This is a genomic window from Exiguobacterium artemiae 255-15 (genome assembly GCF_000019905.1).
Lineage (GTDB): Bacteria > Bacillota > Bacilli > Exiguobacteriales > Exiguobacteriaceae > Exiguobacterium_A > Exiguobacterium_A artemiae.
The window spans coordinates 1,438,060-1,463,096 of the sequence record NC_010556.1; the positions used below are offsets into that span (position 1 = coordinate 1,438,060).

25 protein-coding genes and 1 pseudogene are annotated in these 25,037 nt (G+C 48.2%); 15 read left to right on the forward strand and 11 right to left on the reverse strand.

Annotated elements, in window-relative coordinates; translation table 11 throughout:
- Window positions 1-27: 27 nt before the first annotated feature.
- On the reverse strand, window positions 28-1,413 hold the full coding sequence (locus tag EXIG_RS07495; protein WP_012370326.1) for an MFS transporter: 1,386 nt from the start codon (window positions 1,411-1,413) through the stop codon (window positions 28-30).
- Between the two features lie 329 nt (window positions 1,414-1,742).
- On the opposite strand from EXIG_RS07495, the gene EXIG_RS07500 reads away from it, so the two are divergent.
- Window positions 1,743-2,096, forward strand: coding sequence for a hypothetical protein (locus tag EXIG_RS07500; RefSeq protein ID WP_012370327.1), 354 nt, complete (start codon window positions 1,743-1,745; stop codon window positions 2,094-2,096).
- A gap of 44 nt (window positions 2,097-2,140) precedes the next feature.
- Here the strand turns inward: EXIG_RS07500 and EXIG_RS07505 are convergent, their stop codons facing one another.
- From EXIG_RS07505 to EXIG_RS07520, 4 genes and pseudogenes are all read right to left on the reverse strand, one after another.
- The gene (locus tag EXIG_RS07505; protein ID WP_012370328.1) at window positions 2,141-2,581 is read right to left on the reverse strand and encodes a hypothetical protein; all 441 of its coding nucleotides are present in this window, start codon (window positions 2,579-2,581) and stop codon (window positions 2,141-2,143) included.
- A 54-nt stretch (window positions 2,582-2,635) separates the two neighbouring features.
- Window positions 2,636-2,956, reverse strand: a pseudogene (locus EXIG_RS07510) (YnfA family protein).
- Window positions 2,957-2,989: 33 nt separating this feature from the next.
- Window positions 2,990-3,436 (reverse strand): hypothetical protein, encoded by a 447-nt coding sequence (locus EXIG_RS07515; protein WP_012370329.1) that lies wholly within the window; start codon window positions 3,434-3,436, stop codon window positions 2,990-2,992.
- A gap of 13 nt (window positions 3,437-3,449) precedes the next feature.
- Window positions 3,450-4,160 carry a GntR family transcriptional regulator gene (locus EXIG_RS07520; protein WP_012370330.1) on the reverse strand — a complete coding sequence of 237 codons (711 nt, stop codon included), beginning with the start codon at window positions 4,158-4,160 and terminating at the stop codon, window positions 3,450-3,452.
- A gap of 166 nt (window positions 4,161-4,326) precedes the next feature.
- Between EXIG_RS07520 and EXIG_RS07525 the strand changes: the two genes are divergently transcribed.
- From EXIG_RS07525 to EXIG_RS07540, 4 genes are all read left to right on the forward strand, one after another.
- Window positions 4,327-6,225 (forward strand): beta-glucoside-specific PTS transporter subunit IIABC, encoded by a 1,899-nt coding sequence (locus EXIG_RS07525; protein ID WP_012370331.1) that lies wholly within the window; start codon window positions 4,327-4,329, stop codon window positions 6,223-6,225.
- A 26-nt stretch (window positions 6,226-6,251) separates the two neighbouring features.
- The gene (bglA, locus tag EXIG_RS07530; protein ID WP_012370332.1) at window positions 6,252-7,712 is read left to right on the forward strand and encodes a 6-phospho-beta-glucosidase BglA; all 1,461 of its coding nucleotides are present in this window, start codon (window positions 6,252-6,254) and stop codon (window positions 7,710-7,712) included.
- 172 nt (window positions 7,713-7,884) lie between these two features.
- Window positions 7,885-8,382, forward strand: coding sequence for a hypothetical protein (locus EXIG_RS07535; protein WP_012370333.1), 498 nt, complete (start codon window positions 7,885-7,887; stop codon window positions 8,380-8,382).
- Complete coding sequence (locus tag EXIG_RS07540; protein ID WP_012370334.1) at window positions 8,373-9,080, forward strand: 5'-methylthioadenosine/S-adenosylhomocysteine nucleosidase family protein; 708 nt, start codon at window positions 8,373-8,375, stop codon at window positions 9,078-9,080. The genes EXIG_RS07535 and EXIG_RS07540 overlap by 10 nt, the downstream gene beginning before the upstream one ends.
- A 39-nt stretch (window positions 9,081-9,119) precedes the next feature.
- Here EXIG_RS07540 and EXIG_RS07545 read toward each other — a convergent pair whose 3' ends face one another.
- Window positions 9,120-9,590 (reverse strand): GNAT family N-acetyltransferase, encoded by a 471-nt coding sequence (locus EXIG_RS07545; protein ID WP_012370335.1) that lies wholly within the window; start codon window positions 9,588-9,590, stop codon window positions 9,120-9,122.
- A gap of 90 nt (window positions 9,591-9,680) precedes the next feature.
- On the opposite strand from EXIG_RS07545, the gene EXIG_RS07550 reads away from it, so the two are divergent.
- A complete protein-coding gene (locus EXIG_RS07550; protein ID WP_012370336.1) occupies window positions 9,681-10,286 on the forward strand; it encodes a GNAT family N-acetyltransferase in 606 nt (201 codons plus the stop codon).
- 47 nt (window positions 10,287-10,333) lie between these two features.
- Here EXIG_RS07550 and EXIG_RS07555 read toward each other — a convergent pair whose 3' ends face one another.
- On the reverse strand, window positions 10,334-10,996 hold the full coding sequence (locus EXIG_RS07555; protein WP_012370337.1) for a hypothetical protein: 663 nt from the start codon (window positions 10,994-10,996) through the stop codon (window positions 10,334-10,336).
- 193 nt (window positions 10,997-11,189) lie between these two features.
- On the reverse strand, window positions 11,190-11,669 hold the full coding sequence (locus EXIG_RS07560; RefSeq protein ID WP_012370338.1) for a DUF2975 domain-containing protein: 480 nt from the start codon (window positions 11,667-11,669) through the stop codon (window positions 11,190-11,192).
- Window positions 11,670-11,872: 203 nt separating this feature from the next.
- On the opposite strand from EXIG_RS07560, the gene EXIG_RS07565 reads away from it, so the two are divergent.
- From EXIG_RS07565 to EXIG_RS07580, 4 genes are all read left to right on the forward strand, one after another.
- Window positions 11,873-12,091, forward strand: coding sequence for an AbrB/MazE/SpoVT family DNA-binding domain-containing protein (locus EXIG_RS07565; protein WP_012370339.1), 219 nt, complete (start codon window positions 11,873-11,875; stop codon window positions 12,089-12,091).
- Between the two features lie 39 nt (window positions 12,092-12,130).
- A complete protein-coding gene (locus tag EXIG_RS07570; protein WP_012370340.1) occupies window positions 12,131-12,631 on the forward strand; it encodes a cation:proton antiporter regulatory subunit in 501 nt (166 codons plus the stop codon).
- Between the two features lie 3 nt (window positions 12,632-12,634).
- Entirely contained in the window at window positions 12,635-13,855 is a 1,221-nt protein-coding gene (locus tag EXIG_RS07575) for a cation:proton antiporter (protein WP_012370341.1), read from the forward strand.
- Between the two features lie 100 nt (window positions 13,856-13,955).
- Window positions 13,956-14,888 (forward strand): NAD(P)-dependent alcohol dehydrogenase, encoded by a 933-nt coding sequence (locus tag EXIG_RS07580; protein WP_012370342.1) that lies wholly within the window; start codon window positions 13,956-13,958, stop codon window positions 14,886-14,888.
- A gap of 87 nt (window positions 14,889-14,975) precedes the next feature.
- Here EXIG_RS07580 and EXIG_RS07585 read toward each other — a convergent pair whose 3' ends face one another.
- Window positions 14,976-15,497 (reverse strand): dihydrofolate reductase family protein, encoded by a 522-nt coding sequence (locus tag EXIG_RS07585; RefSeq protein WP_012370343.1) that lies wholly within the window; start codon window positions 15,495-15,497, stop codon window positions 14,976-14,978.
- 84 nt (window positions 15,498-15,581) lie between these two features.
- Between EXIG_RS07585 and EXIG_RS07590 the strand changes: the two genes are divergently transcribed.
- Both EXIG_RS07590 and EXIG_RS07595 read left to right on the forward strand, forming a co-directional pair.
- On the forward strand, window positions 15,582-16,469 hold the full coding sequence (locus EXIG_RS07590; protein WP_012370344.1) for a helix-turn-helix transcriptional regulator: 888 nt from the start codon (window positions 15,582-15,584) through the stop codon (window positions 16,467-16,469).
- An 82-nt stretch (window positions 16,470-16,551) separates the two neighbouring features.
- Window positions 16,552-18,564, forward strand: a complete 2,013-nt coding sequence (locus EXIG_RS07595) for a Na+/H+ antiporter (RefSeq protein ID WP_012370345.1) — start codon at window positions 16,552-16,554, stop codon at window positions 18,562-18,564.
- A gap of 44 nt (window positions 18,565-18,608) precedes the next feature.
- Here EXIG_RS07595 and EXIG_RS07600 read toward each other — a convergent pair whose 3' ends face one another.
- Window positions 18,609-20,024: an NAD-dependent succinate-semialdehyde dehydrogenase gene (locus tag EXIG_RS07600; protein WP_012370346.1), complete on the reverse strand. Its 1,416-nt coding sequence runs from the start codon at window positions 20,022-20,024 to the stop codon at window positions 18,609-18,611.
- A 190-nt stretch (window positions 20,025-20,214) separates the two neighbouring features.
- Here EXIG_RS07600 and EXIG_RS07605 point away from each other — a divergent pair, with 190 nt between their 5' ends.
- From EXIG_RS07605 to EXIG_RS07615, 3 genes are all read left to right on the forward strand, one after another.
- Complete coding sequence (locus EXIG_RS07605) at window positions 20,215-21,459, forward strand: polysaccharide deacetylase family protein (RefSeq protein WP_148206610.1); 1,245 nt, start codon at window positions 20,215-20,217, stop codon at window positions 21,457-21,459.
- A 153-nt stretch (window positions 21,460-21,612) separates the two neighbouring features.
- Window positions 21,613-22,599: a hypothetical protein gene (locus EXIG_RS07610; RefSeq protein WP_012370348.1), complete on the forward strand. Its 987-nt coding sequence runs from the start codon at window positions 21,613-21,615 to the stop codon at window positions 22,597-22,599.
- A gap of 24 nt (window positions 22,600-22,623) precedes the next feature.
- Window positions 22,624-23,613 carry a hypothetical protein gene (locus EXIG_RS07615; RefSeq protein ID WP_012370349.1) on the forward strand — a complete coding sequence of 330 codons (990 nt, stop codon included), beginning with the start codon at window positions 22,624-22,626 and terminating at the stop codon, window positions 23,611-23,613.
- A 29-nt stretch (window positions 23,614-23,642) separates the two neighbouring features.
- On the opposite strand, the gene EXIG_RS07620 is transcribed toward EXIG_RS07615, so the two are convergent.
- Window positions 23,643-24,494 (reverse strand): phosphotransferase, encoded by an 852-nt coding sequence (locus EXIG_RS07620; protein ID WP_167315845.1) that lies wholly within the window; start codon window positions 24,492-24,494, stop codon window positions 23,643-23,645.
- Window positions 24,495-25,037 lie beyond the last annotated feature (543 nt).

Genomic DNA, 25,037 nt, shown 5'->3' on the forward strand with positions numbered 1-25,037 from the left:
AGCGACACCGGTCCTTTTTTTAATCGATTATTCAGCCCACCATAAAGCATCATCCGGTTTTTTAGCGACGGCTTGCAATTCTTTTTCCGTCGAGACGGTCGGGTGCGAACCTTTTAAGGCTTTGCCCGATGTACTCTTGAAGAAGAAGAAGAACGTGATGAAGCCGATAACGCTGACTGCTGTCAGATAATAAGCCGGTGCGAGCGGATTTTGTGTCGCATGGACGAGCCATGTCGAGACGAGTGGTGTCGTTCCGCCGAAAATCGAGACGGACACGTTAAACGTGACAGACAATGTCCGGTAACGGACGTCTGTATAAAAGATACTCGGCAACAGACTTGGCATTGTTCCTTCGAAGATCGCGAGGAAGAACCCAAGAATGAAGATTCCGATTCCGACGAACAAGAGTGGCTTCAGACCAATCAGGTAGAACGAGAGAATCGAAAGAATCGACAGACCGGCCAATGCAAACAGAACGATGTTACGATTGCCTTTTTTGTCGCTGAGTTTACCGAAGAAGTAGGCGAGTGGAATCATGATGAACATGACACCGGTAATCAAAATCGTACTCGTTGAGCTTGAGATGCCCATGACTTCATTCAGGTAAGACGGCATATACGACAGTAACATGTAGTTCGTAATATTGAAGAACGCAACGGCGATAAAACAAACAATGATATCGCGTTTATGGTCCCGGAGGATTTCGCGGAACGACGCCGGTTCTTCCGTATTTTCATTAATTTCATTTTCGAAAATTGGTGATTCATCGAGGTGGCGACGCAAGTATAGACCAAACAGTCCGAGCGGTGCCCCTAAGATAAACGGAATCCGCCAGCCCCACGATGCCATTTGATCGTCGGATAACGTTACGAACAGCACGGTCGCAAGAATCGAAGCTAAAATGTAACCACCGAGTGTCCCGATTTCAAGACCACTTCCGAGGGCGCTTCGTTTATTGTCCGGTGATGATTCCGCGATATAAACCATCGCGCCGGCATATTCACCGCCGGTTGAGAAACCTTGTAGAATCCGAGCCAGTAACAGTAGAATCGGTGCCCAAATCCCGATTTGATCATACGTCGGTAACAGACCGATGAGCAGGGTGGACGCTGCCATCATGACGATGGTCGTCGTCAGGACAACCTTTCGTCCAAGGCGATCTCCGATTCGTCCGAAAACGATTCCGCCGATTGGTCGCATTAAAAAAGCGATCGCAAACGTCGCAAAGGTAAAGACAAGCTTCAGTTCATCATTTTCAACAGCACTAAAGAAGTTTTGACTGATGATGATTGCGAGATAGGAATAAAGACCAAAATCGAACCATTCCATCGCATTCCCAATTCCGGTCGCGTAGACACTTTTTTTGGTTTGCTTCATGTCGACGACATTGACTTTTTCTTTTCTGAATTTCATAAGTTCTGTTCACTCCCTTTAATAAGTTCGTATCGTAACATAGTAGGAAATGAAGTCAAGTCGCTAAGCCGCTTAACGACTTGGAAATGACTAAAAACGGCTCTGTGCCGGGAGTTGTCAAACCGTTGAGACTGTAAGGAAGACGTCTTGTCGTCAAGATAAATGAAAAAATATTAATTTTTTTCATTTCTTTTCACAAAAATGACACGTTTCTTATTCGTTTTCATTTTGTTTGTCCGTCAAGAATCCGCCCTAAGCAGGAGGTCAAGTTAAGGAAATGATTGGTAAAATCAAATGGATACATAGATGAATGAAGAGGGCGGGATAACATGAATACGCGACGCATGGGAAAGTGGCTGGCAGGTTTATTAGGTGTAGCGATCATCAGCGGAACGGCTTGGTATTATCTGTTTGAAACGTCAAACGTAAATGGTTTTCCGATTCCACGAACGGGGACGGTCGAGGAAAAGCCGGAGGGTTTATTAGTCAAGACGCATCTCGTGTCGGAAGTCGAAGGACCTGGCGTATTATACGAAATGCGGATTCGGCAAGCTGGCTGGAAATGGGTCGACCGGGAAGGACTGGCTGCCTGGTACGAAAAAGACGGCCGGATGATTGAGCTGACAACTTTTGATGATGAACTGTTTCTTGAACCGGCTGTGCAAGCGGGTATCGAACAGTAAACAAGCGGAGTTCCTATTCACAGGAACTCCGCTTGTTTGTGTCCTCAATTCGCATAGAGCAGCTTTTTCGTATCTTTGTCGAAGACCCGGTAATTGATTTCGAAAGCCAGATTCCGGGTCGTTGTTACCTGGCAATAATACGGAACCTTCTTCCCGTAAGCCTCAAGGTCAGGTGCGTCACGGAAAGAAAACGTATCGTTGGTCTCCGTTAACGTGATGTCGATCGATGTTCCTTTTGACTCCGACGGTTCTAGAACACAGGCACCTTCTAATACACGGTAATCCCGAAACACCATCTCGGTGAAACTCGGCATTGTCATCCAAAGACACAGCAATCCGAGTAACAGGACACCTGTCCATTTGAGCTTCTTTAAGAAAGCATACTGCTTATTGTCGAAGTGAAGTACAAGAAAGTAACAGGCCGGTAAGACAAACGCGATACCCAATAAAAAAATGAAAAAATAAGTGATGATTTCAGCATTCATCTGGACACGTCCTTTTCAAGAAACAAGTTCGTCAATCCGAATTTCCTGTAAGTATTAACTCCTCGGACCAAATAAGATGACAGCTACCCCGATCAGACAAATCCCGCCACCAAGCCAGTCGTAAAAATCGGGTGTTTTTTTATCGATGCCGGCACTCCAAAGCAGCGAAAGGACAATAAATACTCCGCCATATGCGGCATAGACCCGGCCGAAAGTCGGGAACGTCTGCCAGGTTGCGATGACCCCGTACAATGCAAGCGAAAGTCCGCCGAGCAATCCGAAATAAGCAGGCAGTCCCTCCCGCAATCACAGCCAAATTAGATAACCACCGCCAATTTCAGCAAGTCCGGCCAGTGTAAAAAATAGTAATGACATAATCTAAACGGTACTCCTTTTTAAACGGATCCATTATTCAGACGAATAGAGTAACCGGTTTGTCTTAACATCATAGAGCCGGTAAGAAATCTCGAATTCCTGATCTTTTGTGGTGGTCACATGACACGTATACGGGACATCCGGACCATAAGCGCCGAGGTCGGCCCGGTCAAAGAAACTGAAATAGTCATCTGTTTTGTCGTAATAAAGGTCCATCGTTCGCGGTGAGGATTGATCATCGTATTCCACCGTACATGTTCCTTTGATTGTCGCATAGTCATGATAGAAGACGTATTTCAGACTCGGAGCCGTATACCAGATGAGTCCGACGCCGAGTAAACACATGAAAACGAGTCGGCCAAACGTAGAAAATTCGATTCCGGTATCCTCGCGGAGCCAGAAGTATAACAAGATGCTCAAGATTATACAGACGATCCCGCCTGCGAAAAGTGCGTAAAAAAACAATATTTCTTCATTCATGCGACCATCCCCCTCATAAATACAAGCCGTTCGCCTGAACGACGAATTGCGAGTGTTCATAATGATAAGTGATGACGGAATAGTCGAACGGTCGGCCGTTCGTCAGGTGGAAGATCGTCTCGACTGTTAAGGCCGGATCACCGGCTGTCAGCTCCAAGTGTTCCGCAATCGAGTCCGGCAACTTGCCGACATGCATATACATGTCCGAGAACCCGATGTTCAGTCCAAGTGCCGTTTCGAGATACTCGAAGATCGATTGTTCGACGATTTCCCGGTTTAAGTAAGGCACGATCATCTGACGGTAATACGATTCCTCAAGGCACATGATGTTGCCGTCAATGTAGCGGATCCGTTTAATGAAATAAACCATGTCACTGGTCGTGCAGCCGAGATTTTCAGCGATCGCTTCCGGACACGGAATCAGCTCAAACGACAGGACTTTGGACTGGATGTCGTGCTCGACGAGATTCTGTTTAAAACCTTGCGTCGAAAACAGTTCGATATAGCCTTTCCGATTCGTCTTCCGAACAAAAATCCCGCTGCCGCGGACTTGAAAAATGATGCCTTTTCGCTCCAATAATTCCAGTGCTTTCGTCATCGTCGTCTTGCTAACTTCAAATTGACGGATTAATTGATCAAGAACCGGTAATTTATCTCCTTGCTGTAACGCGTGTTGCTCGATATAGGCTTCTATTTCCGTTGCCGTCTGTTGGTATTTCAGCATGGTTCACCCTCATTTTCCAGTAATTGTTCTGCTTTTTTACTATAGCATAAGACGATTTCAAACTAAATAATATGGATAATTAAATTAAATATGGATTGATAAATTGTGCATGTACAATTATAATAAGAACGTACGATGCGAATTTACAACATAAGGAGGTTCAGGGATGAGTAAAGTGCGGGATTATCAGCAGCTGGCGCATTCGATTTTGGAGGCGGTTGGCGGCGAGGACAATATCATCAGTGTCGCGCGGTGTGCGACCCGGCTGCGTTTAGTGTTGAAACGGTCGGATGCGAAAGCGAAAGATCAAGTCGCTGCCTTACCGGGCGTCATCACGGTTGTCGAATCAGGCGGTCAGTTCCAGATCGTCATCGGACAGCATGTCGGGGAAGTTTATGAAGCGTTTCGACCACTTGTTTCATTAGAGGACGGGAATTCGGATCAGGGAACCGAAACACCCAAAGGAACCATCTTGAACCGGATCATCGCAACGATGTCTGCTGTCTTTGCACCGTTCGTCTATATCTTGGCGGCAGCCGGTATCCTGCAAGGGGCACTCATCTTAATTTCACTTGTGTTTAAAGACTTTGCCGCGACGGGAACATATGAAGTGTTCAGCTTTATCTCGTGGGCACCGTTCACATTCCTGCCGATTTTCATTGCGATCACGGCAGCGAATCACTTTAAAGTCAATCAGTTCATCGCTGTTGCCTGTAGTGCGGCACTCGTCAGTCCGACTTGGGCCGAGATAGCCGGACGGATCACGTCCGGTGAATCGATTTCGTTCATCGGCATCGCCTTATCAGGAACGACTTACACGTCATCGGTCTTGCCACCGTTGTTCCTCGTCTGGTTGCTGTCCTATCTCGAACGGTTCTTGAACCGGACGATCAATGACGTCATCAAACCATTATTCGTCCCGTTCTTCAGCATGGTCATCATGGTGCCGTTGACGATTCTCGTCATCGGTCCGATCACGACCCTCGGAGCGGAAGGAATTGCAAACGGATACAATTATTTGGCGGAAAATGCACCGGCGCTGGCCGGACTGATCATCGGCGGTTTTTGGCAGATCATCGTCATCTTCGGCGTTCACTGGGGCGTCACGCCGATGGTCCTGTCGAACTTCGAACAATACGGCCGGGATTCGTTCCAGGCGTACCAGACGATTGCTGTCATCGCTCAAGTCGGTGCCGTCATTGGTGTCATTTTAAAAACCCGCAACAAGGAAACGAAAAAGGTTGGTGTCTCAGCCGGTCTGACCGGGATTTTCGGGATTACGGAACCGGCGATCTACGGGGTGACGTTACGCTTTAAGAAACCGTTCATCTATGGCTGTATCTCGGGCGCGGTTGGAGCGGTCGTCGCGAGTTTCTTCAAACCGTATTACTTCGCTTATGCCGGTCTGCCGGGACCATTGACGCTCGTCAACGGTATCAGTTCCGACTATCCGTCTTCGATCGTCGGATTATTGATCGGAACGGCGATTGCCTTGATTTTACCAATCGTCTTGATTCAACTTCTCGGTTTTGGCGAAGAGAAAGTCGTCCCGGTGACGACGACGCCGACAACACCGGTTCCGGCACAAGAAGTCAGTGCAACGTTGACGAACGAAGAAACGATTCAAGCACCACTGGCGGGACAAGTCGTGCCACTGTCGGACGTACCGGATGAGGTTTTTGCATCGGGAGCGATGGGGCAAGGTTTGGCGATTCGTCCAACCGGAAACACGGTCGTCGCACCGTTCACCGGTACTGTCGTCATGATTGCGCCGACAAAACACGCGATCGGTCTGCGGTCGACGAGTGGTGTCGAAGTCTTGATTCACGTCGGGCTCGAGACGGTCGGTTTGGACGGAACGCCATTTACGTTACACGTTGAAGACGGAACGCATGTCGAAGCGGGGCAAACGTTATTGACGTTTGACGCATCTGCCATCGAACAGCACGGCTTACAGACGATCACACCGGTCATCGTCACGAACGCGTCGAGTTACGCGGAAGTGATTGTCGTACAACAGGAAACGGTCGAAACCAATACAGCGATTTTAACGATCGTCAAATAAGAGAAAGATACAAGGAGGAAACGAAGATGAAGACATTACCAAACGATTTTTTATGGGGCGGGGCACTCGCTGCCCATCAATTTGAAGGCGGCTGGAACGCCGGCGGCAAAGGACCAAGCGTCGTCGATGTCATGACGGCTGGTGAACACGGGGTTGCCCGCCGGATCACCGAGACGATTGAAGAAGGAACGTTTTATCCGAACCATGAAGCGATCGATTTTTATCACCGCTATAAAGAAGACATCGCCCTGTTTGCTGAAATGGGTCTGAAATGTCTCCGGACGTCGATCGGCTGGAGCCGGATTTTCCCGAACGGCGATGAAACGGAACCGAACGAAGCCGGACTGCAGTTTTATGATGATGTGTTTGACGAATTGTTGAAACACGGTATCGAACCGATCATCACGTTATCACACTTCGAGATGCCGTTGCATCTGGCCCGCGAATACGGCGGGTTCCGCAATCGGAAAGTCGCCGAGTTCTTCGAACGGTTCGCTGAAGTCTGCTTCACACGTTACAAAGACAAAGTAACGTACTGGATGACGTTCAACGAAATCAATAATAAGATGGATGTCGAAAATCCGTTGTTCCTCTGGACGAACTCCGGTGTCAAAGTCGAGCCGGGTGAAAACGCGATGGAAGTCATGTATCAGACCGGTCACCACGAGCTGATTGCGAGTGCCCTTGTCGTCGCGAAAGGAAAAGCGATCAATCCCGACTTCCAGATCGGGGCGATGATTTCACACGTCCCGATCTATCCGTACTCGTCGCATCCGGAAGACGTCATGCTGGCGGAAAAATCGATGCGTCAGCGCTATTTCTTCCCGGATGTTCAAGCGCGCGGTTATTATCCGAACTATGCCTTAAAAGAGTTCGAACGCGAAGGGTATCAGATTCCGATTCTCGACGGTGACGACGAGATCCTGAAAAACGGAACGGTCGACTATATCGGCTTCAGTTACTACATGTCGACGACCGTCAAGCACGACGCGACTGTCAACAATACAGGCAACATCGTCAACGGGGGACTGGCGAACGGTGTCGAGAATCCGTACATCCAGTCGAGCGACTGGGGTTGGGCGATTGATCCGATTGGACTCCGCTACGTCCTGAACCGTCTCTATGACCGGTACCAACTCCCGCTCTTCATCGTCGAAAACGGCTTTGGGGCCGTCGATACGATTGAAGACGGCAAGATTCATGATGCTGCGCGGATCGATTACCTGAAGACGCACATCGAAGCATTGACGGAAGCGGTCACGGAAGACGGCGTCGAATTAATGGGGTACACACCATGGGGCATCATCGACATCGTGTCGTTCACGACAGGTGAGATGAAAAAACGCTACGGGATGATTTATGTCGACCGTGACAACGAAGGGAACGGCTCGATGGAACGGATGAAAAAAGATTCGTTCGACTGGTACAAACAGGTCATCGCAACAAACGGACAAGACTTGGCATATGACAAAGCAGCACAACGTTAATCAGACAGACCTCCACCTGAAGCGGGTGGAGGTTATTTGTTGTCCCTAAAAAAGGCTTGCTTGAATAAGGAAAAGACGTGATGATAAGAAGATGGTTATCCATTATTTGTATGGATAAACAGATATCATCCTAAATACAGGATGATTCAAAATAGTAATGGAGGTTATAACCATGTTTACAGTTGATGAATATTTAGCTTCAATCAAAACGAATCTTGCGCAGCACACAGACGTGCTGGTCCACAATTTGAAGGTGATCGCAGAGGCAACCTTTGCATCGGATGTCGAGATTCTTGATTTTTCAGCATTTATCGAACCGTCGCGGCATGATCTATCAATCATGTTCTTTTCGATGGACCGGGAAGCCAATGAAGTGTTTGAAGAAGCAGGGACACCCGGGTTTGCCGGCAGTAAATCGATGCTCGACGAGGCGGGGTATTATCACGTTACACCGAAACAAGCGGATGACTTTGATGTGTTCCATGAGGAAAATGAAGAAATCTTGATTGAACAGGAGCGACAACTCTTTGCGGATTGGTTCAGAACGTGTTGGCAACAAGCAGGTGGTGAGCGAGTTCAACTACCAGCCTATTTTAATGTCCATGACGAAGGAGAAACGTTTGATTTGAAGCGGCAGATTTGGATGGATGAAGAGGAAAAATGGGATTGAGTTTGGAGACGGTTGGCAAACACCGCTTCATGGTTGGTATTAGCATCGCGACGGTTTGGGAATTCGAAGCGACGTTAGATTACTTTCACGTGAAAGAAACGGAACGGATGACGTATCCGTATGGAAAATATTTTTTCCGGGTAATCAACGGGACACTGGTCGTCTTTTACAGCACCAGTGTCCGCAAAGTAAACGGTGTCGGCGGGAATCAGTACATGCTGGCGCATTTTCCAATCACGAAAGTGCTCGTCGTCGGAACGTGTGCCGGCATCGATAAACGGTTTGACGTACTCGACATCATTATTCCGGATCGTGCCGTTCAATATGACTGTACGGTCAAGGAAATTGAACCGTTGCTAAAACCGTCGTTTGTCGTGCCAATCGATGTCACGAAATACGGCATCGACGGGAACGCTACAATCGGGACAGCTGACCGCGCTGTCGTCATGTGGCGCGATTATTTGGAACTGCAGGAAAACGGTATCACGGTCGCTGATACGGAAGCGGCGGCAATCGCTTACATCTGCCGGAAAAATGAGATCGAGTGCATCATCATCAAAGGCATCTCAGATTTTCCGACCGATGAGACGGGTCTTGATCCGCTTCAATCGAATCAGGAGCAGATCAACGTCTATATCGCAAATACACCAAAAGTCATGACACGGATTTTTGACGATTATCTTCAGTTATTTATTTAAGAGGAAAATGCCATCCCGGAATAAAATCGGAATGGCGTTTTACGTATGAGATTGCGTCATGATGAGAAACGTGGCGTGCGTCGTCGAAAAAGTGGCTTGTCGTCGAAATCCAAGCTGTTCGTACAGATGAATCGCCCGTTCGTTAAACGAAGCGACCGTCAAACGGAGTGGTAACGACGATTTGGCATTGACGGTCTCGAGGACAAACGAACAAAACGCGAAGCCCGTTCCTTGCCCGGTCAGTTCAGGCTGGCGTCCGAGTCCGATATCCAAATAATCATCTGGGTACAGTCCGAGCGGACAACCGGGTGGTACTTGAGCGGATCGGCCGGTACAGAAGAAGCCGACCAGTTGTGCTTGATCGATGACGGCCTGATAGGAAGCGTCCAGCAGTTCGGCATATGCTTCCTCCGACGTCTCCATATTGTAAAAATCGTAAGGGGAAGAATATATCCAATTTAAAATGGTGGTCGCATAGTCAAATGTCATCGGGACAGCTTGAAAAGGCATTTTTTTACCTCCTTCAAAATTCTTTCTTTACTATATCGCATTCACGATATTTTTTCCGTATAATGGTAAAAAGGAACGGGGGCAACTGATATGACGACAACGGAATTTTACCAGCACTTACCGGTCCTTGAGACCAAACGATTGATCCTGCGGCCGCTTCAAGAAAGTGATCGTGATGACTTATTCGAATATACACAAGACGATGAAACCGCCCGTTATGTGACCTGGAATGCCAATCAGACGATCGAACAGGCGGAACAGTTTTTGAACTATGTCTTGTCGAACTACGCGCAAGGGAAAGAAGCACCTTGGGCCATCGAATGGAAAGAAACCGGCAAGATGATCGGGACAATCGATTTCATTCATCTGTTGTTGGATGAGAATAAACAAGCAGAACTCGGTTATGCGTTATCGCGTCAGTTCTGGGGCAAAGGGATCGTCACGGAAGCGGTCGAATGCGTCATGACATTCGGTTTTGAAGAACTCAAGCTCGAGCGGATTCAGGCGCGGTGCATGGAAGGTAATATCGGTTCCGCCCGGGTGATGGAAAAAGTCGGCATGACGTACGAAGGAACGTTACGCCGGTTAATCTTTATTAAAGGAGCATTTCACGACGTCAAAATGTATTCGCTGTTACGTGATGAGTACGTTACGATGCGTCAAGGTTCGGAGTACAATACGAAACAGCATCAATGAGACGAACCCCCCCCAAGCCGGTGAGCCGGATTGGGGGGGTTTTCTGATTAAAGTGTCTGCTCGAAGGAAAAAACATCTATGATTTCAACCGTTTTCGTCACGGTATCGAGAATCCGTGTCTGCGGATCATCTTTTGAAAGGAAAATGGCTTCGCCGGTCGCATCAAACGCAAATGCCGTCGGAATCGAGAAACCGCAATTGCGGTAAGAGCCGTCGGCGTGACTCGTTCCGATGAACAGCGCTGACTGCTGGTGGCTGATTTTTTGAGATTCCCCCGACCAGTCCGTGTATTGTTCCTCACTGAACATCCCGACACCGATCGGATTAAAGATGATATCAATGTTGTCGTTCTTCAGACCATCGAGTCCGAGAAAGATTTCACGACAAAGTAAATACCCGGCTGATTGTCCGGCAACGATAGCCGTCGACGGTGTATAGAGTGGACCCGCTTCCGGTGTTTTCGCCCGGTCGAGCAGGATGTCGCCGGCTGTATTGATGATCAGTGCCCGGTCTAATCGATCTGCATCGCGGTAACCGGTCACGATGATTGTTGCATACTGTTTTGCTAACTGACGCAACGTCGCGACATCCGTCTCGCGGCAATACCCTTCCGGATACAGCAGCAGATCTATTTCAGGATGAGCAGCAATCTCACGTCGTAATTGTTCGAGTTGGGTTTCCTGTTTTGGTTGGCCGATCAGGATCTTCATTTAGTATTCACACCGTCCTTAAGTAAAATTAAGTTATATAGTTTACATCCTATTTTAACATAAATTGTAAATTGATTCGCTCAGGATATTCATCTGTTTAGTTGAAAAGTAGTTTGACGAAATAAGAACGGATTTTAAAATCCGTCCTTTGTTCTAAATCCCTTGTTCTAAATCAGATATACTTTTTGTTCTGTTAAGGATTTGTAAGGTCAGTCCTCACGTAATTTCTGATGATTGATTGAAAAAGAGAACTGACTACGCTCAACGTAAAGGGAATCAAAATCAGTAAAAAGGCAAAAAGAATGAGACCGGGCGCATCATCACGGTCGGCGACAATAAACATAACAGGGAACAAACAAATTGCGACGGCACTGATGATATAACCACAAATTGTGATGATTCCGAATGAAGAAGCAACTGCAGCAGCGGTTGCGTTCGATTTGAAGGAACGAAGAATTTTCAAGATATGGATTAAGGCAATCAGACATGGGATGAATGCCAATAGTCCCGCCATCAAAATAAAATAGCCCGGCTTATCGAGTAAAAAGGGGATCGAAAATCCTTTTTGTGACCCTTTGATGAGCACTGAAATAGCGACTCCTGCTAATCCGAACAAACTAATCAGTATTCCGGCGAAAACCAGTTGCAAATAAACTAAACGCCATTTTTTCATGATCAATCTCTCCTTTCTTTCTGTCAGTATAGAACAACCCACATGAAAGATTGCCCGTCTGAAGACGGATTTAAGCGAGGAAATTGATTCTTTTTTATTAATTCAAAGCAAAGTACTCGGAATTAAACTGGAAGCATGTTATGCTAGGAATAAGAAAAGTAAGGAAGTAAGGAAAATCAGAAAAAGAAAGAAGGAAGTTCGGAATGGAGCTATCCAAGTTGACGTCCAAAGGACAAATCACGATCCCGAAAAAAATCAGACAAGCGTTACAGGTGGAGGAAGGAGATCGCGTTGCATTCATCGAGGAAGACGGGTTTGTCATCATGGCGAAAGCGGATTTACAACAGCTGCATGACCTTCAAGATATATTGAGCGACGAAAAGTTCAAGTCGCTCATCCAAAAAGCACATCATCATCTGTGAACCAATCAGATTGACCAACTCAAAGGAGGAAATAGAAAAATGGATATGCGCGAAGTAGATTTACCGGGAATCGGACGGAAGTTCGAAGGCATTACAACACGGGGAGATAAGGTGGTCGTGATCGTCCATGACGACGGACGCCGGGAAATGCACCATTACGATGATGACGATTTTGATGAGAGCATCTCGAGCGTGACGTTTAATGACGCCGAAGCCCGTCAGATGGCTGGTATTTTAGGTGGGCTGGCCTATAAACCGAAAGACTTGGAAAAAATTGAACTGGCGTTTGACGATCTCGTCATCGAATGGTTCAAGATCGGGCAGGATTCAGCCGTCAATAACCGGACGATCGGTGAGCTGGATGTTCGCAATCAATATGACATCTCGATCATCGCGGTTCTGAAACACGATAAATCAAAAACATTGAATCCGGGACCGGAAACACGTCTTGAAGCGGGTGATACCATCGTCTTGTCCGGAGAACGTCAAAACGTCCGCCACATCACGAAAGCTCTATTCTCAATTGAAGGAGGCGGATGATAGATGGATCATTTAATATTTGAAGTCGGTACCGCGCTTATCTTAGTGGCGATCGCAGCATTGCTTGCGAATAAATTGAATTTTTCGATCATTCCGTTTTTAATCGTTTTAGGAATGATCGTTGGGCCGCACGCTCCGACAATCGGGATACTAGACTTCAAGTTCATTGAAAGTGCTGAGTTTATCAGCTTCCTCGGACGCATCGGTGTCCTGTTCCTCTTATTTTATCTAGGATTGGAGTTTTCGATCGGTAAATTGATCCGGTCGGGTAAATCAATCGTTACGAGTGGAACAATTTATTTATCGATTAACTTTACCGGTGGTCTGCTGTATGGCTTCATCGCCGGCTTCCCATTATATGAAGTGTTGATCATCGCCGGAATCATCACGATCTCATCCAGTGCCATCGTGGCGAAAGTCCTGGTCGACCTGCGCCGGACCGGGAACACGGAAACGGAATTGATTCTCGGCATCATCATGTTCGAGGACATCTTCCTCGCCGTCTACCTGTCCGTCTTATCAGGACTCCTGCTTGGCGACGGGACGACGTTATTGTCATCTGTTACGTCAATTTTAATCGCCCTCGGTTACATGCTGCTGTTCTTCGTCATTGCCCGAAAGGCGACACCACTCCTCAACCGGATGCTGAAGATTGCTTCGGACGAAGTGTTTATCATCGTCGTCTTCGCCGCCTTGTTCTTCGTCGCCGGTTTCTCGGAAACGATTCATGTCGCGGAAGCGATCGGTGCCTTACTGCTTGGACTCGTCTTTTCCGAGACGGATCAAGGGGAACGGATTGAACACCTCGTCGTTCCGTTCCGTGATTTCTTTGGAGCGATCTTCTTCTTCAGCTTCGGGCTCAGCATTGATCCGACAATGTTGCTCGATGCCGTTTGGCTTGCACTTGGTGCCGTCGTCATCACGATTGTCGGAAACTACGTCGCCGGGATGATTGCCGGACGCAGAGCCGGACTGTCGCACAAAGCATCCTCGAACATTGGACTGACAATCGTCTCCCGCGGTGAATTTTCGATTATCGTCGCAAATCTCGGGATCGCCGGCGGACTGATGGATATCCTGTCACCGTTTTCCGCCTTGTACGTCTTGATTCTCGCAATTCTCGGACCACTGATGACGAAGGAATCAAAACGGATTTATAACTTCATGAACGGCATCTTTAAATGGACGGAACCGAAACCGAAAAAGACAAAACCGAAAGCATGATAATGTCGTGTCTCAGGTAAAACGAACAGGCATCAAGCAGGCTTTCAAGGCTCCGTTGTCGTATTCCTTTAAGTAACAAATCTGCTTGAGGAGGGATACGATGAAAGCCGTCATTTGTACTGCCTATGGTCCACCGGATGTGTTGAAGTTGCAAGAGGTCGAAAAACCTGTCCCGAAAGCATTTGATCTGCTGATTCAGGTATATGCATCCGCTGTTCACTCAGGAGACCGGCGGATGCGGGCACTCGATGTCCCGGCAGCAGGAAAGCTTCCGATGCGTCTCGTCGTCGGATGGAAAGCACCGAGACAGCCGATTTTAGGAGTTGTCTTAGCAGGCGAAGTCGTTGCGACGGGCAACCGAGTGAAGGACTTCAAAGTCGGCGATCGGGTCTACGCCCTGACCGGGATGCGCTTTGGCGGCTACGCCGAGTATGCCTGCATCAAGGAAAACAAATGTGTGGAGCAGATGCCGCGCAACGCGAATTTCGCAGAAGCAGCCGGTCTTCCGTTTGGCGGAACGACCGTCCTCCATTTTTTCCGGAAACTGAACCTCGAGCAGTCAAAGTCGATCTTGATTTACGGGGCGTCCGGAGCCGTCGGTTCAATTGCCGTCCAGATTTCGAAACAATATGGTCTTCATGTGACGGCCGTCTGCAGCGGACGGAATGCTGAACTGGTCACACGTCTTGGCGCAGATGTCGTCGTCGACTATACAAAACCGGGCTACGATGCTTCGTTAACGAGGAATGACGCCGTGTTTGATGCCTCCGGGAAAGTGGATAAACGGACAGCGCGTCAGCACGTCGAAGCGGACGGAGCGTTTCGTTCAGTCGCCGGACAAGGCGTCGCACGGGCGCTGAAGAAAGATTTGAGGCTGCTGAATGAGTGGTTTGAAGCAGGAGACCTGAAAGCGGTCATCGATACGGTGTATCCGCTTGAGGAGATTGTCGCCGCCCACCGGTACGTCGATGCCGGACGGAAGTTTGGTAATGTCATCGTGTCGGTGGTCGATGACTACGACAGAACGGACTAAATAATCGACCGTCATCATAAGAAAAACCTTTGAAACGATGCAGGGATTAAATGCATCGTTTCAAAGGTTTTTTGCTTGTGCTGTAGATTACTTCAAGACATCATAGGTTGCCATGATGAACTGTCCGGACGGACGGCAACCGGTCAGGCGGAAGCGGGTTTCAAGCGTCCCTTCCGGAAACAGCGAGATCCCGCTGCCGAGGACGACCGGAGCGATCGCCAGTTCGAGCTGATCAATCAGTTGCAACCGTAAGGCTTCTTGAATCAATTCACCGCCGCCGATCAGCCAAATCTTACCGTCGATCGACGGACTGATCCGTTCGAGCAACACATCGAGCGGTTCATTCGTGAAGGTCGCATGTTCCGACTGTTTACCGTTCTGTCGGGTCAAGACGTAGTTGTCGATTGCGGGATAGGGGTACTCCTCGCTCAGCACCAAGACCTCGTCAAACGTCTTCCGACCCATGATGACGGCTCCGACGTCTTCCATGAACGCCGCGTAGCCATTGTCACCGTCTCCTTCGACGGCAAACAACCAATCGAGGGAATTGTCCAAACGCGCGATTTTTCCATCCAGACTGCAGGCAATATATAAAACGGTTTTGGTCATCGTAACTCCTCCTTATGTTCAATCTATACTTAGTCTACGGTATAATCATGACAAAAGATGTCGTAATTAGAGGAGGAATATTTTATGAAAAGCCGACATTTAAAAGTGATGCGTCTGCTCAACCGGCAGCAGCTGTTGACGGCACGGGAACTGGCGGAAGCATGTGGTGTTTCCTTGCGGACGATTCAACGTGATTTGCTCGAACTCGAAGCGAACGGCTACCCGATTTACAGTGAACGCGGACCGGCCGGTGGATACCGGGTATTACCAAATCGTTTGTTGCCGCCGCTTGCCTTACGGGAACAGGAAGCCATCACGTTGTTTTTGATGATCGACTGGGTCGGTCAGATTCCCGATTTGCCGTTTGGGGCATTACGCGGCAATCTTGCCGAATGGTATCTGCATGAACTGCCGGGGGATCTCGAAGTCAAGCTCGATCGTCTCAAAGGACGGGTCCGCTTTGCGCGACCGGATACACCGGCGTCTCCCTTGACGCGTAACTTGTTGCGTTTGATGGAGGCGGAAGTGAAAGGCGAAATCACTTACGAGACGACAAGCGGTCGTAGAACAATCCTAATCGATCCGATTGGTTTGACGTTTGATCGCAACCGCTGGTATCTGCTCGCGCAGACGGAGCGGGGATTGCGCCAGTACCGCGTTGACCGGATAGAACAGGTGACTGAGACGACGATCCCGTCGAAACGAATGACGTTCGAAGAAGCAGAACATTTAAATGAAGCAGGAGAACAGGTGACGGTCCTTCTTGAGTTGACACCGCTCGGCGAACGGTTGCTCGAAGGGATTTTACCGCTCAACGAGCAACGGACATGGTCGGTACCTCGACTGGAACTCCCGTTTCTCGGCCGGCAATTGTTTGGACTCGGTCGGGAAGTCAAGGTACTTGAACCGTTAGCGTTACAGGAAGAAATCCGGGGTCACGCAAGCGAAGTGCTGGCTTTATATGAGCATTGACAAGGGGTCCTGTTCCTAAGTCAGTAAGAAACTATGTTACGATATAACCAGAGAAACATGGTAAGAATGGAAGGGGTTTTCTATGGAAACGTTATCACTTATTTTGTTAATGCTTGCCTTAATCATCTTGACACAGGTACTCGGTCATTACATCCGCTTCATTCCGACCGCCTTGATTCAAATCCTGGTCGGGACGATTACGGCATTGCTGATCAGCGGACTGAAGATTGAAGTCGAATCGGAATGGTTCCTGTTATTATTCATCGCACCATTACTCTATAACGACAGTTCGCACTTTCCGCGCGATGAGTTGTGGAAGATGCGCGCCGCGATTTTCGGTAATGCCATCGTCCTTGTCTTATTGACGACGGTCATCGGCGGTTATTTCATCAACTGGCTTGTACCGGTCATTCCGGTCGCGGCTGCCTTTGCGCTCGCCGCGATCCTGTCACCGACCGACCCGATTGCCGTCAACGGGATTGCAAAACGCGTCCAGATTCCGGAACAGATCTTAAATCTTGTCCGTGGTGAGTCATTGATCAATGATGCCTCGGGATTGGTTGCCTTCAGTTACGCGGTCGCAGCCGTCGTCACCGGTTACTTCTCGATCCAGCAGGCAACGACGGAATTCGTCTACATGTTCGCCGTCGGAGCGGTCGTCGGTCTTACGATCAGCATCGCGATGAACTGGCTGAAGATGAAATTACGGCGGACAGGGATTGAAGATGTCGTGTTCTATGCGTTACTGCAAATCCTGACACCGTTCATCATCTTTTTCGTCGCGGAAGAAATTCTGCATGCATCCGGCGTCATCGCCGTCGTCACAGGCGGAATCCTGCACGCGTTGATTAAAGAGCGGACCGAAACGTTTTTCGCTCAGGAACAGACATTGACGGACAATATCTGGACGATGATTGCCTACATCTTAAACGGGATCATCTTCCTGTTGCTCGGTCTGACGTTACCGGAAGCGACACGTGAAATCTTTGCCGATGATGCGATCAATAACTGGCGTCTGATGTCGTTCGTTATTGAGATTGGAACGGTCATTCTGTTGATTCGTCTGATTTGGACGATGTTCTTTAACTGGTTCGACCATCGCTTCCTGAAAAAAGCGGATCACCGCAAACCGTCGTTTAAGCAGGATGTCATCACGACACTCGTCGGCGTCCGCGGAACGATCACGATGGTCGGGGTCTTGTCATTACCGTTCGTGACCGAATCAGGAGAAGGGTTCCCGGAACGGTCGCTGATCATTTTCCTCGCGGCCGGTGTCATCATCTTTACGCTGGTGCTTGCAACGATTCTTCTGCCGTTGCTTAACCGCGGAGAGGCCGATGCCCAGCCGGAACTCGATTTGAATTCGTATAAACAGCGGATGGTCAAACGGGCGATCACGGAAATCAAACAGGTCGTGCAGGAAGAAAACTCGACCGTCGCCTTTGATTTATTAAATGAATATCATGTCATGCTGCGTCTTCTACGGGCCCAGGAGAAAAGTGAGGAAGAATTAACCCATTTCAACCAACAGCTGAAAAAACTGCGGCTTGAGGCTGTCCAGTGGGAACGCGACTTTACGAAGCAGTTCCTGCAGGAGCATAAGACGCCCGATCAGCTGAAAAAAGAAGTTTTCCGGTCGATCGATAACCGGCGTGAAGCGATTGAGAAGGAAGCACGCTTCCGCCTGTCGCAACCGATCCGCAAAATCCTCTGGAAACGGAAACGGTCAAACATGTCGTCCGATCAGTTGATTCACTTGACGCAGGTCGAACATGAGCTGTACGAACAGGTCATGGGGGAAGTCATCAGCCGTCTCGATGGATGCCGCGGCGATTATCCGGCCGATGTCGTCCAAAGCGTGCTCGAATTCTACAAACGCTTACGGTTTAAGCATACGCGCTGGTCGTCACCGGTTGGCGGGAAAGCCGACGTCGATCAACAAAAAGAAGAACTCTGTTTACGGGCAATCGAAGTCCAGCGTCAGGAAATCGCTTCGATGTCGAAGGAAGGCGATTTGTCCGGCGAAGAAGAAAAAGAGTTACGCCGGTTCATCCACTATATCGAAAGTGTCGTCCTCTACGAGTACGTCGAGTAAACGAAAAAACAGCCTCTGTCCATTGGACAGGGGCTGTTTTGCGATTAACCGAGTGACAAGTATTTGACTTCGAGGTAATCCTCGATGCCGTAGACGCCGCCTTCACGACCGAGTCCACTTTCTTTATAACCGCCGAATGGTGCTTGAGCAGCGGATGGAGCACCGTCATTTAAGCCGACGATGCCGTACTCGAGTTTTTTACCGAGACGAAGCGCTTCGTCGATTTTTTCAGAGAACGCATATGCGGCAAGACCGTATGGTGTGTTGTTCGCGCGTTCGATGACTTCGTCGAGTGTTTCGAAGACAGAAATCGGTGCGAGCGGACCAAACGTTTCTTCCTGCATGCAAATCATGTCTTCTGTCACGTTACCGAGGACAGTTGGTTCGACGAAATAACCGACGGAGTCGTCAATTGTGCCGCCTGTTAAAATCGTGGCGCCTTTTGCGACGGCGTCGTCAATATGTGCTTTGACTTTAGCAACAGCTTTTGCATTGATCAACGGTCCGATTGTTGAATCGGCATCGAGTCCGTTGCCGACTTTCAACCGCTTGACTTCGGCGACGAATTTTTCAGTGAAGGTGTCGAGAACCGATGCCTGGACATAAAAGCGGTTCGTTGCGACACAGGCTTGACCGCCGTTGCGGAATTTCGAGCGGATGGCACCTTGAACGGCTTTGTCGAGATCCGCATTTTCCGTGACGATGAACGGAGCGTGACCACCGAGTTCAAGTGATAATTTTTTCATTGTATCAGCCGCTTGACGCATGATTAATTTACCGACCGCTGTCGAGCCCGTGAACGTGATTTTCCGGACGCGGGAATCGGCTTGCCAGACACCACTGATGGTTGCAGCGTCTCCCGTCAAGACGTTGATGGCACCAGCCGGAATACCCGCTTCAATCGCCAGTTCGACGAGGCGAAGTGCTGTATACGGTGTTTCTTCCGATGGTTTGAGGACGACCGTACAGCCTGCAGCAAGCGCCGGAGCGAGTTTCCGTGTAATCATCGCCGCCGGGAAGTTCCATGGTGTGATCGCCGCAACGACACCAACCGGCTCTTTTTCAACGAAGAGCCGTTTTCCGGGCACAGATGCCGGAATCGTTTCGCCGTAAATCCGGCGTGCTTCTTCTGCGTACCAACGGACGTATTGGTTCCCGTAATCGATTTCTCCACGTGCTTCGATGAACGGTTTTCCTTGTTCACGTGTCATGATGTCTGCCAGTTCATCGCGGTGTTCCTGAATCAAGCGGTACCAGGCATCGATTTTATCAGCGCGGTCATCGGCCGTCCGTTCCGACCAGTCGACGAATGCCGTACTTGCTGCATCGACGGCACGTTGCGCATCGTCTGCTGTACTGCTCGGGACGTGTCCGAGCAATTCTTTTGTTGCCGGGTTGAAGACCGGAATCGTTTCCTCTGTGTCATACCATACTCCATTGATTACATTTTGTTCTATCATGTGTGGCACCTCCGTGTGTTTTCATTACGTCCCTTATTAAACACCCATCCGGCCGGTTTGTGTACTTCCGCTTTGGATGGAGGGCATAACGAACTGGAATACCCCCGGGAAAACCGTTAAGCAACTGAATAATCGGGAATATAAAGAATAATGACAGAAAACCTCAGATCGAAGAAGGGATGGGATGAATATGAACAGGAAGTGGATCGGAGTCACGCTTGCCGGAATTGTGCTGGTCAGTGGATGTAATCAACAGTCGGCCGTATCGGCAACGAAAGCAAAACAGACCGAGCGACAGGCGACAGACACGGATTACATACGGCAGGAGTTAAAGCGCGCTGATTTCATTGCCGCTCAGTATGATTACGCCCGGGCGATCCGGATTGTCGACCGGTTAAAGACGACGGAAGCCAAACAAAAGCGGAAGGAATACGCGGCGAAACAGGCGGATCTCAGTATGATTAAAGCCGGTACGTCCGTCCCGCACCTGTTTTTCCACTCCTTGATCGCCGAACCGAAACGCGCCTTTGACGGGGACCGGAAACAGCAGGGCTACGATGATTATATGGTGACGCAAGGGGAGTTCGAACGGATGTTAACCGCTTTGTATCAGCGGAACTATGTCCTCGTCCGACCGACTGATCTTGCGGCGTGGAAAGAAGGACGGATGACGGAAAAGGGGCTCCCTTTTCCAAAGGGCAAAAAGCCGCTTGTCCTGTCGCAGGATGATGTCAACTACTATGAATATATGACGGGAGACGGTTTTGCGACGACGTTGAAAGTGAAAAACGGGCGGCTCACCAATTCGATGACCGGAAAACCGGACGGTGCGTATGATCTCGTGCCGATCGTGGATGCGTTCGTCAACCGCCATCCAGACTTCTCTTACCACGGCGCAAAAGGATTGCTTGGTATCACGGGCTATAACGGCGTTCTCGGGTACCGGTCGTCGTATGCGCAGTACGGAAGTTCTTCTAAAGTTGAGCAGGCGCGTCAACAGGCAAAAGCGACTGCAACGGCCTTGAAGAAGGACGGATGGCAATTTGCCAGCCACACGTATGGTCACATCGCGATCGGAAAAGTCAGTCTAGCAACGCTTCAGGCGGATACGGCGCGCTATAACCGTGACGTCGCTCCATTGATCGGAACGACGCGGCAGTTGATTTATCCATTTGGCAGTGATATTCAGAATTGGCATGGGTATACGGGGGATAAATACCGTTATTTGACGCAACAAGGGTTCCATTATTTTTATAACGTCGATGCGTCGCAGCATGCCTGGAAACAGTTAGGCAAAGACTATTACCGTCAGGCGCGGATTAATGTCGACGGGATCCGGCTCCGCCAGGCGATTGCCGGGAAGACCAAAGTCTTGGATCCGTTCTTTGACTCGAAAACCGTCTTTGATCCGATGCGGCCGGTCGTTAAAAAATAATTCTGTTCCTGAAAAACGAATTGACCCATTTAATGATTCACGACTTTCTAAGTGACATTAAATGGGTATTATTTGTATAGAGGAGAAAGTGGACGTCAGGATGTGACGGTTGCCTAAACCTCAATACAGTTTGCGTGGAGAGGGATAAAAGACGTGTCCATCAGAAATACATTATGGGTTGGTTTCATCGTTGCCGGCAGTACATTCGCTTTCAGTGAAGCAGCGTCTGCCCAGGCGGACAGCTTCAAAATTGCTTCGACGAGCTACAGTCAACCGTTGACCCAAATCGAGAGCTTCATCGGCGGAAAGAAAGTGGAAACGGTACGTTACAAACTCGGCAGTGTCGACCGTCTGCATGACGGCTTGTTATACAGTTCCTACGGTGACCAGGTGATTAATCTGAAAAATAGTAAGACAACACTTAAAAAAGTCGCCGACTCACCACTGCGGATTAGGAAGTATAAAAATGCTTATTACGCTTTGTCGATGTCGAATCTCAATGAATTTTCACTGACAAAATATTCGTCTGATTTCAAAAAAATCGGCCAGACGAAACGAGTTGATGGTCATGGGCGGGACATGATCGTAACCGGAGATAAAGTGTATATTCTCGCGAATAACATGAAAACGGAAACGAATTCGGTTGAAGTACATACGTTTGATACTACACATTTTACGTCGCTTCATCTTGAAAAAATCAAGCCGATGGTTTTTGCATTTCATTTCCGGCATGCCGGTAATGAGTTGAAAATTTACGGTAATCAAACAGAAGCAGGGGAAGAACTCTCGATTGCGTCGTATGACTTAAAAAAACAACAGGGCAAAATCGTTTTGACGTCCAAGCAACCCGTCATGTGGGTCAACGAGACAAAAGCCTTATCGCCGACAAAAGATTTAGTCTTCAATATGTATTCCATGCTCGAAGTCAATCAAAAGACGAAGCAGGTCCAGGTTCTGTACAGCAGTAAACAGGCACTGATTGACTATGTATATGACAGCAAAACCAAAACTTATCACGTGCTCGAAGGGAATTTCGAGACAAAAGATTTCCGTGTCAAGACACTGAACAGTCACTTCAAACCGGTTGCCGATTATAGGTTTCAGCCGACCGGTCGTTTGATGCCGTTTCAGGTGTTGTGACAAATTCAGGAAGGGGTCTAACTTATGCAAAAAGCTTATAAGCTGCTGATAGCAGCAACGATTGTCAGTTCTTCATTTGGATTAAATCATCAGGTATCAGCACAAAGCGATACATATCAAGTCGTTTCAACAAGTTATGAAAAACCACTTACGATATTCGAGACTTATATCGGCAATAAAAAGATTGAAACGGTGCGCTATGCGCTGAAAGGCGCTGATCGTCTGCATGACGGACTGTTGTACAGCTCGTATCATAACCGTGTCATCAATTTAAAAAATAGTAAGACGACCATCAAGCAAATTGAGCCGGTAACGATGCGGATTAAGAAATACAAAAATGTGTATTACGTGATGAGTTTGTCGACAATCAATCAATTTGCACTCTCGAAATATACATTGGATTTCAAGAAAATCGGGGCAACGAAACGTTATACCGGCTTCGGAAAAGATTTGATCGTGACCGGTGATAAATTGTATGTACTGGCAGATCATATGAAAGGAATCGATTACTCAATCAAACTCCATACCTTTGATCCAACATCATTGAAGCCTCTCCAGCATGAGACCATCAAAGAATTAATTTATGCCGATTACATTCGCCTGGCCGGTTCACAACTGAAGATTTACGGTACCTCACCTAAGAACGATAATAAATTAACGATTCTGTCTTACGATACAAAAAAACAACACAGCACGAAAACGATGACTTCGAACCAGTATGTAAAAGGTGGAGTAGAGAAAACACAGATGCTCTCACGGGAAACCGAACTGATTTTTAATATGGACTGTTTCTTTGAAATCAATCATCGGACGAAACAAGCCCGTCTTTTGTATAACAATGATCATGATTTGATCGACTACACGTACGACAGCAAAACGAAAACCTATCATGTCCTTGAGTTAGTTACGCAAACAGGCAAGTACCAGGTCAAGACACTGAACAGCCACTTTAAACCAATTGCTACATATCGTTTAAAATCATCCGACAGCGTCAGTCCGTTCCGCGTATTATGAAAAACAAGTCCTGTGACTTGTTTTTTTTGTTAGGTTAACAGACCGACCAGTCGCTCGCCCCGAAGACGGTATGTCTGCAAATGAAGCTGAAACTGATCATAACCGACCGGATTGTTTTCTGCATCGAACGCAAGCTGTTTCGTCCGTTCGACGAAATGAAGATTCATGCAGCCCGAGAGCCAGAGCAACGAAGCCAGTCGCGGATCCTCTTTCGGTACGAGGAGGGTCGGCGAATTATAGTGGGTCAGTAAACTTTTGGCTAAACGGCCGGACACGTCATGCGAGTCAATCCCTTCCGTCCGGGCATACCATTTGATCAACCAGGCCAAATCCTGCACACGGTCGGTTGCACCGATGTGTTCGTGATCAACGATTCCAACGATGTGTTGATCAGAATCCCATAAGACGTTGAGCGAATTCAAGTCAGTCGAAATGACCGGTTGAAGTGAAGAAGATTTTGGGAGTCTTGCGGTGTCGAGATGTTGTTGTGCCAAAGTCAGGTACTCCTGAAATGAATTTTGGACCGGTTCCGGCATTCGAGAAGCCGAGAGCCGTTGTAAATCGCCGAGCCAACGCTGATAGGTAACCGTATGATCAATAAACGGAAACTGAATTTCCTGTTCGTGCAGCGAAACATCATGTAACTGACGGGCTAACTGACCCATCCGAGCGGCTGTCTGTTCTGTATTCGCCGTCACGTGGTGTCCGTCGATCCAGTGGAACAGACAACATGTCCACTCCTGTCCGATTGAATCCATGATTGTCGTAAAAAGAGCCTCATCTGTTGGTTTCACGCACTTCATGAAAGGAATGCCGTTTGCCCGCAGATAATCGGTGTACCGCAACTGTTTTGTAAGTAGATCCGGTGTAGATTGGGACAAATCAGAATTGACATAACGCTTTTTTGGTAACAGACGAATCGAATAAGGTCGTTCATCGACCAGGATTTTGTAGTGTAAATCTCCGTGTTTGCCGTAGGTCGTTAAAGAGACGGGTTCGATTTCGAATGAGTGGAAATCGAGACCGTAATTTGTAAGAGCTTGGTAGATTAAGTCATGAGTGCTTGAATGAAGTATCTTCGTTTCCTCCTTGTGTGTTTCTTTTTCTGTTTAGACACGTATGTATACTATGAAAATCTGTTATAGAGAGGAGAAGGCATTATAAAAACGTTTTTGAAAATCAATGCAATAAGCATCATGTATGCGGTCGCCTTACTTATTCCGTTAGAAGCGTTTCTCAACGTCTATCGGTTAAACCGTACGACAGGAATCTCAAGTGACTTATGAAGGGGATGCACCAGGGCCGATTGTCGGCTTTATTTTAATCGGCTCACTCCTGATCTATCCGTTTTTCTTGTTGATTACAAGCTCAATCGTTAAAAGTGTAAGCGAATCAAATAAATCGCATATAAAAGGAGCAAACCT

Excerpts from the sequence above, each read along its gene's own strand:
- EXIG_RS07495 (WP_012370326.1), bottom strand. The coding sequence starts at position 1,413 with ATGAAATTCAGAAAAGAAAAAGTCAATGTCGTCGACATGAAGCAAACC.
- EXIG_RS07500 (WP_012370327.1), top strand. The coding sequence starts at position 1,743 with ATGAATACGCGACGCATGGGAAAGTGGCTGGCAGGTTTATTAGGTGTA.
- EXIG_RS07505 (WP_012370328.1), bottom strand. The coding sequence starts at position 2,581 with ATGAATGCTGAAATCATCACTTATTTTTTCATTTTTTTATTGGGTATC.
- EXIG_RS07515 (WP_012370329.1), bottom strand. The coding sequence starts at position 3,436 with ATGAATGAAGAAATATTGTTTTTTTACGCACTTTTCGCAGGCGGGATC.
- EXIG_RS07520 (WP_012370330.1), bottom strand. The coding sequence starts at position 4,160 with ATGCTGAAATACCAACAGACGGCAACGGAAATAGAAGCCTATATCGAG.
- EXIG_RS07525 (WP_012370331.1), top strand. The coding sequence starts at position 4,327 with ATGAGTAAAGTGCGGGATTATCAGCAGCTGGCGCATTCGATTTTGGAG.
- bglA (WP_012370332.1), top strand. The coding sequence starts at position 6,252 with ATGAAGACATTACCAAACGATTTTTTATGGGGCGGGGCACTCGCTGCC.
- EXIG_RS07535 (WP_012370333.1), top strand. The coding sequence starts at position 7,885 with ATGTTTACAGTTGATGAATATTTAGCTTCAATCAAAACGAATCTTGCG.
- EXIG_RS07540 (WP_012370334.1), top strand. The coding sequence starts at position 8,373 with ATGGGATTGAGTTTGGAGACGGTTGGCAAACACCGCTTCATGGTTGGT.
- EXIG_RS07545 (WP_012370335.1), bottom strand. The coding sequence starts at position 9,590 with ATGCCTTTTCAAGCTGTCCCGATGACATTTGACTATGCGACCACCATT.
- EXIG_RS07550 (WP_012370336.1), top strand. The coding sequence starts at position 9,681 with ATGACGACAACGGAATTTTACCAGCACTTACCGGTCCTTGAGACCAAA.
- EXIG_RS07555 (WP_012370337.1), bottom strand. The coding sequence starts at position 10,996 with ATGAAGATCCTGATCGGCCAACCAAAACAGGAAACCCAACTCGAACAA.
- EXIG_RS07560 (WP_012370338.1), bottom strand. The coding sequence starts at position 11,669 with ATGAAAAAATGGCGTTTAGTTTATTTGCAACTGGTTTTCGCCGGAATA.
- EXIG_RS07565 (WP_012370339.1), top strand. The coding sequence starts at position 11,873 with ATGGAGCTATCCAAGTTGACGTCCAAAGGACAAATCACGATCCCGAAA.
- EXIG_RS07570 (WP_012370340.1), top strand. The coding sequence starts at position 12,131 with ATGGATATGCGCGAAGTAGATTTACCGGGAATCGGACGGAAGTTCGAA.
- EXIG_RS07575 (WP_012370341.1), top strand. The coding sequence starts at position 12,635 with ATGGATCATTTAATATTTGAAGTCGGTACCGCGCTTATCTTAGTGGCG.
- EXIG_RS07580 (WP_012370342.1), top strand. The coding sequence starts at position 13,956 with ATGAAAGCCGTCATTTGTACTGCCTATGGTCCACCGGATGTGTTGAAG.
- EXIG_RS07585 (WP_012370343.1), bottom strand. The coding sequence starts at position 15,497 with ATGACCAAAACCGTTTTATATATTGCCTGCAGTCTGGATGGAAAAATC.
- EXIG_RS07590 (WP_012370344.1), top strand. The coding sequence starts at position 15,582 with ATGAAAAGCCGACATTTAAAAGTGATGCGTCTGCTCAACCGGCAGCAG.
- EXIG_RS07595 (WP_012370345.1), top strand. The coding sequence starts at position 16,552 with ATGGAAACGTTATCACTTATTTTGTTAATGCTTGCCTTAATCATCTTG.
- EXIG_RS07600 (WP_012370346.1), bottom strand. The coding sequence starts at position 20,024 with ATGATAGAACAAAATGTAATCAATGGAGTATGGTATGACACAGAGGAA.
- EXIG_RS07605 (WP_148206610.1), top strand. The coding sequence starts at position 20,215 with ATGAACAGGAAGTGGATCGGAGTCACGCTTGCCGGAATTGTGCTGGTC.
- EXIG_RS07615 (WP_012370349.1), top strand. The coding sequence starts at position 22,624 with ATGCAAAAAGCTTATAAGCTGCTGATAGCAGCAACGATTGTCAGTTCT.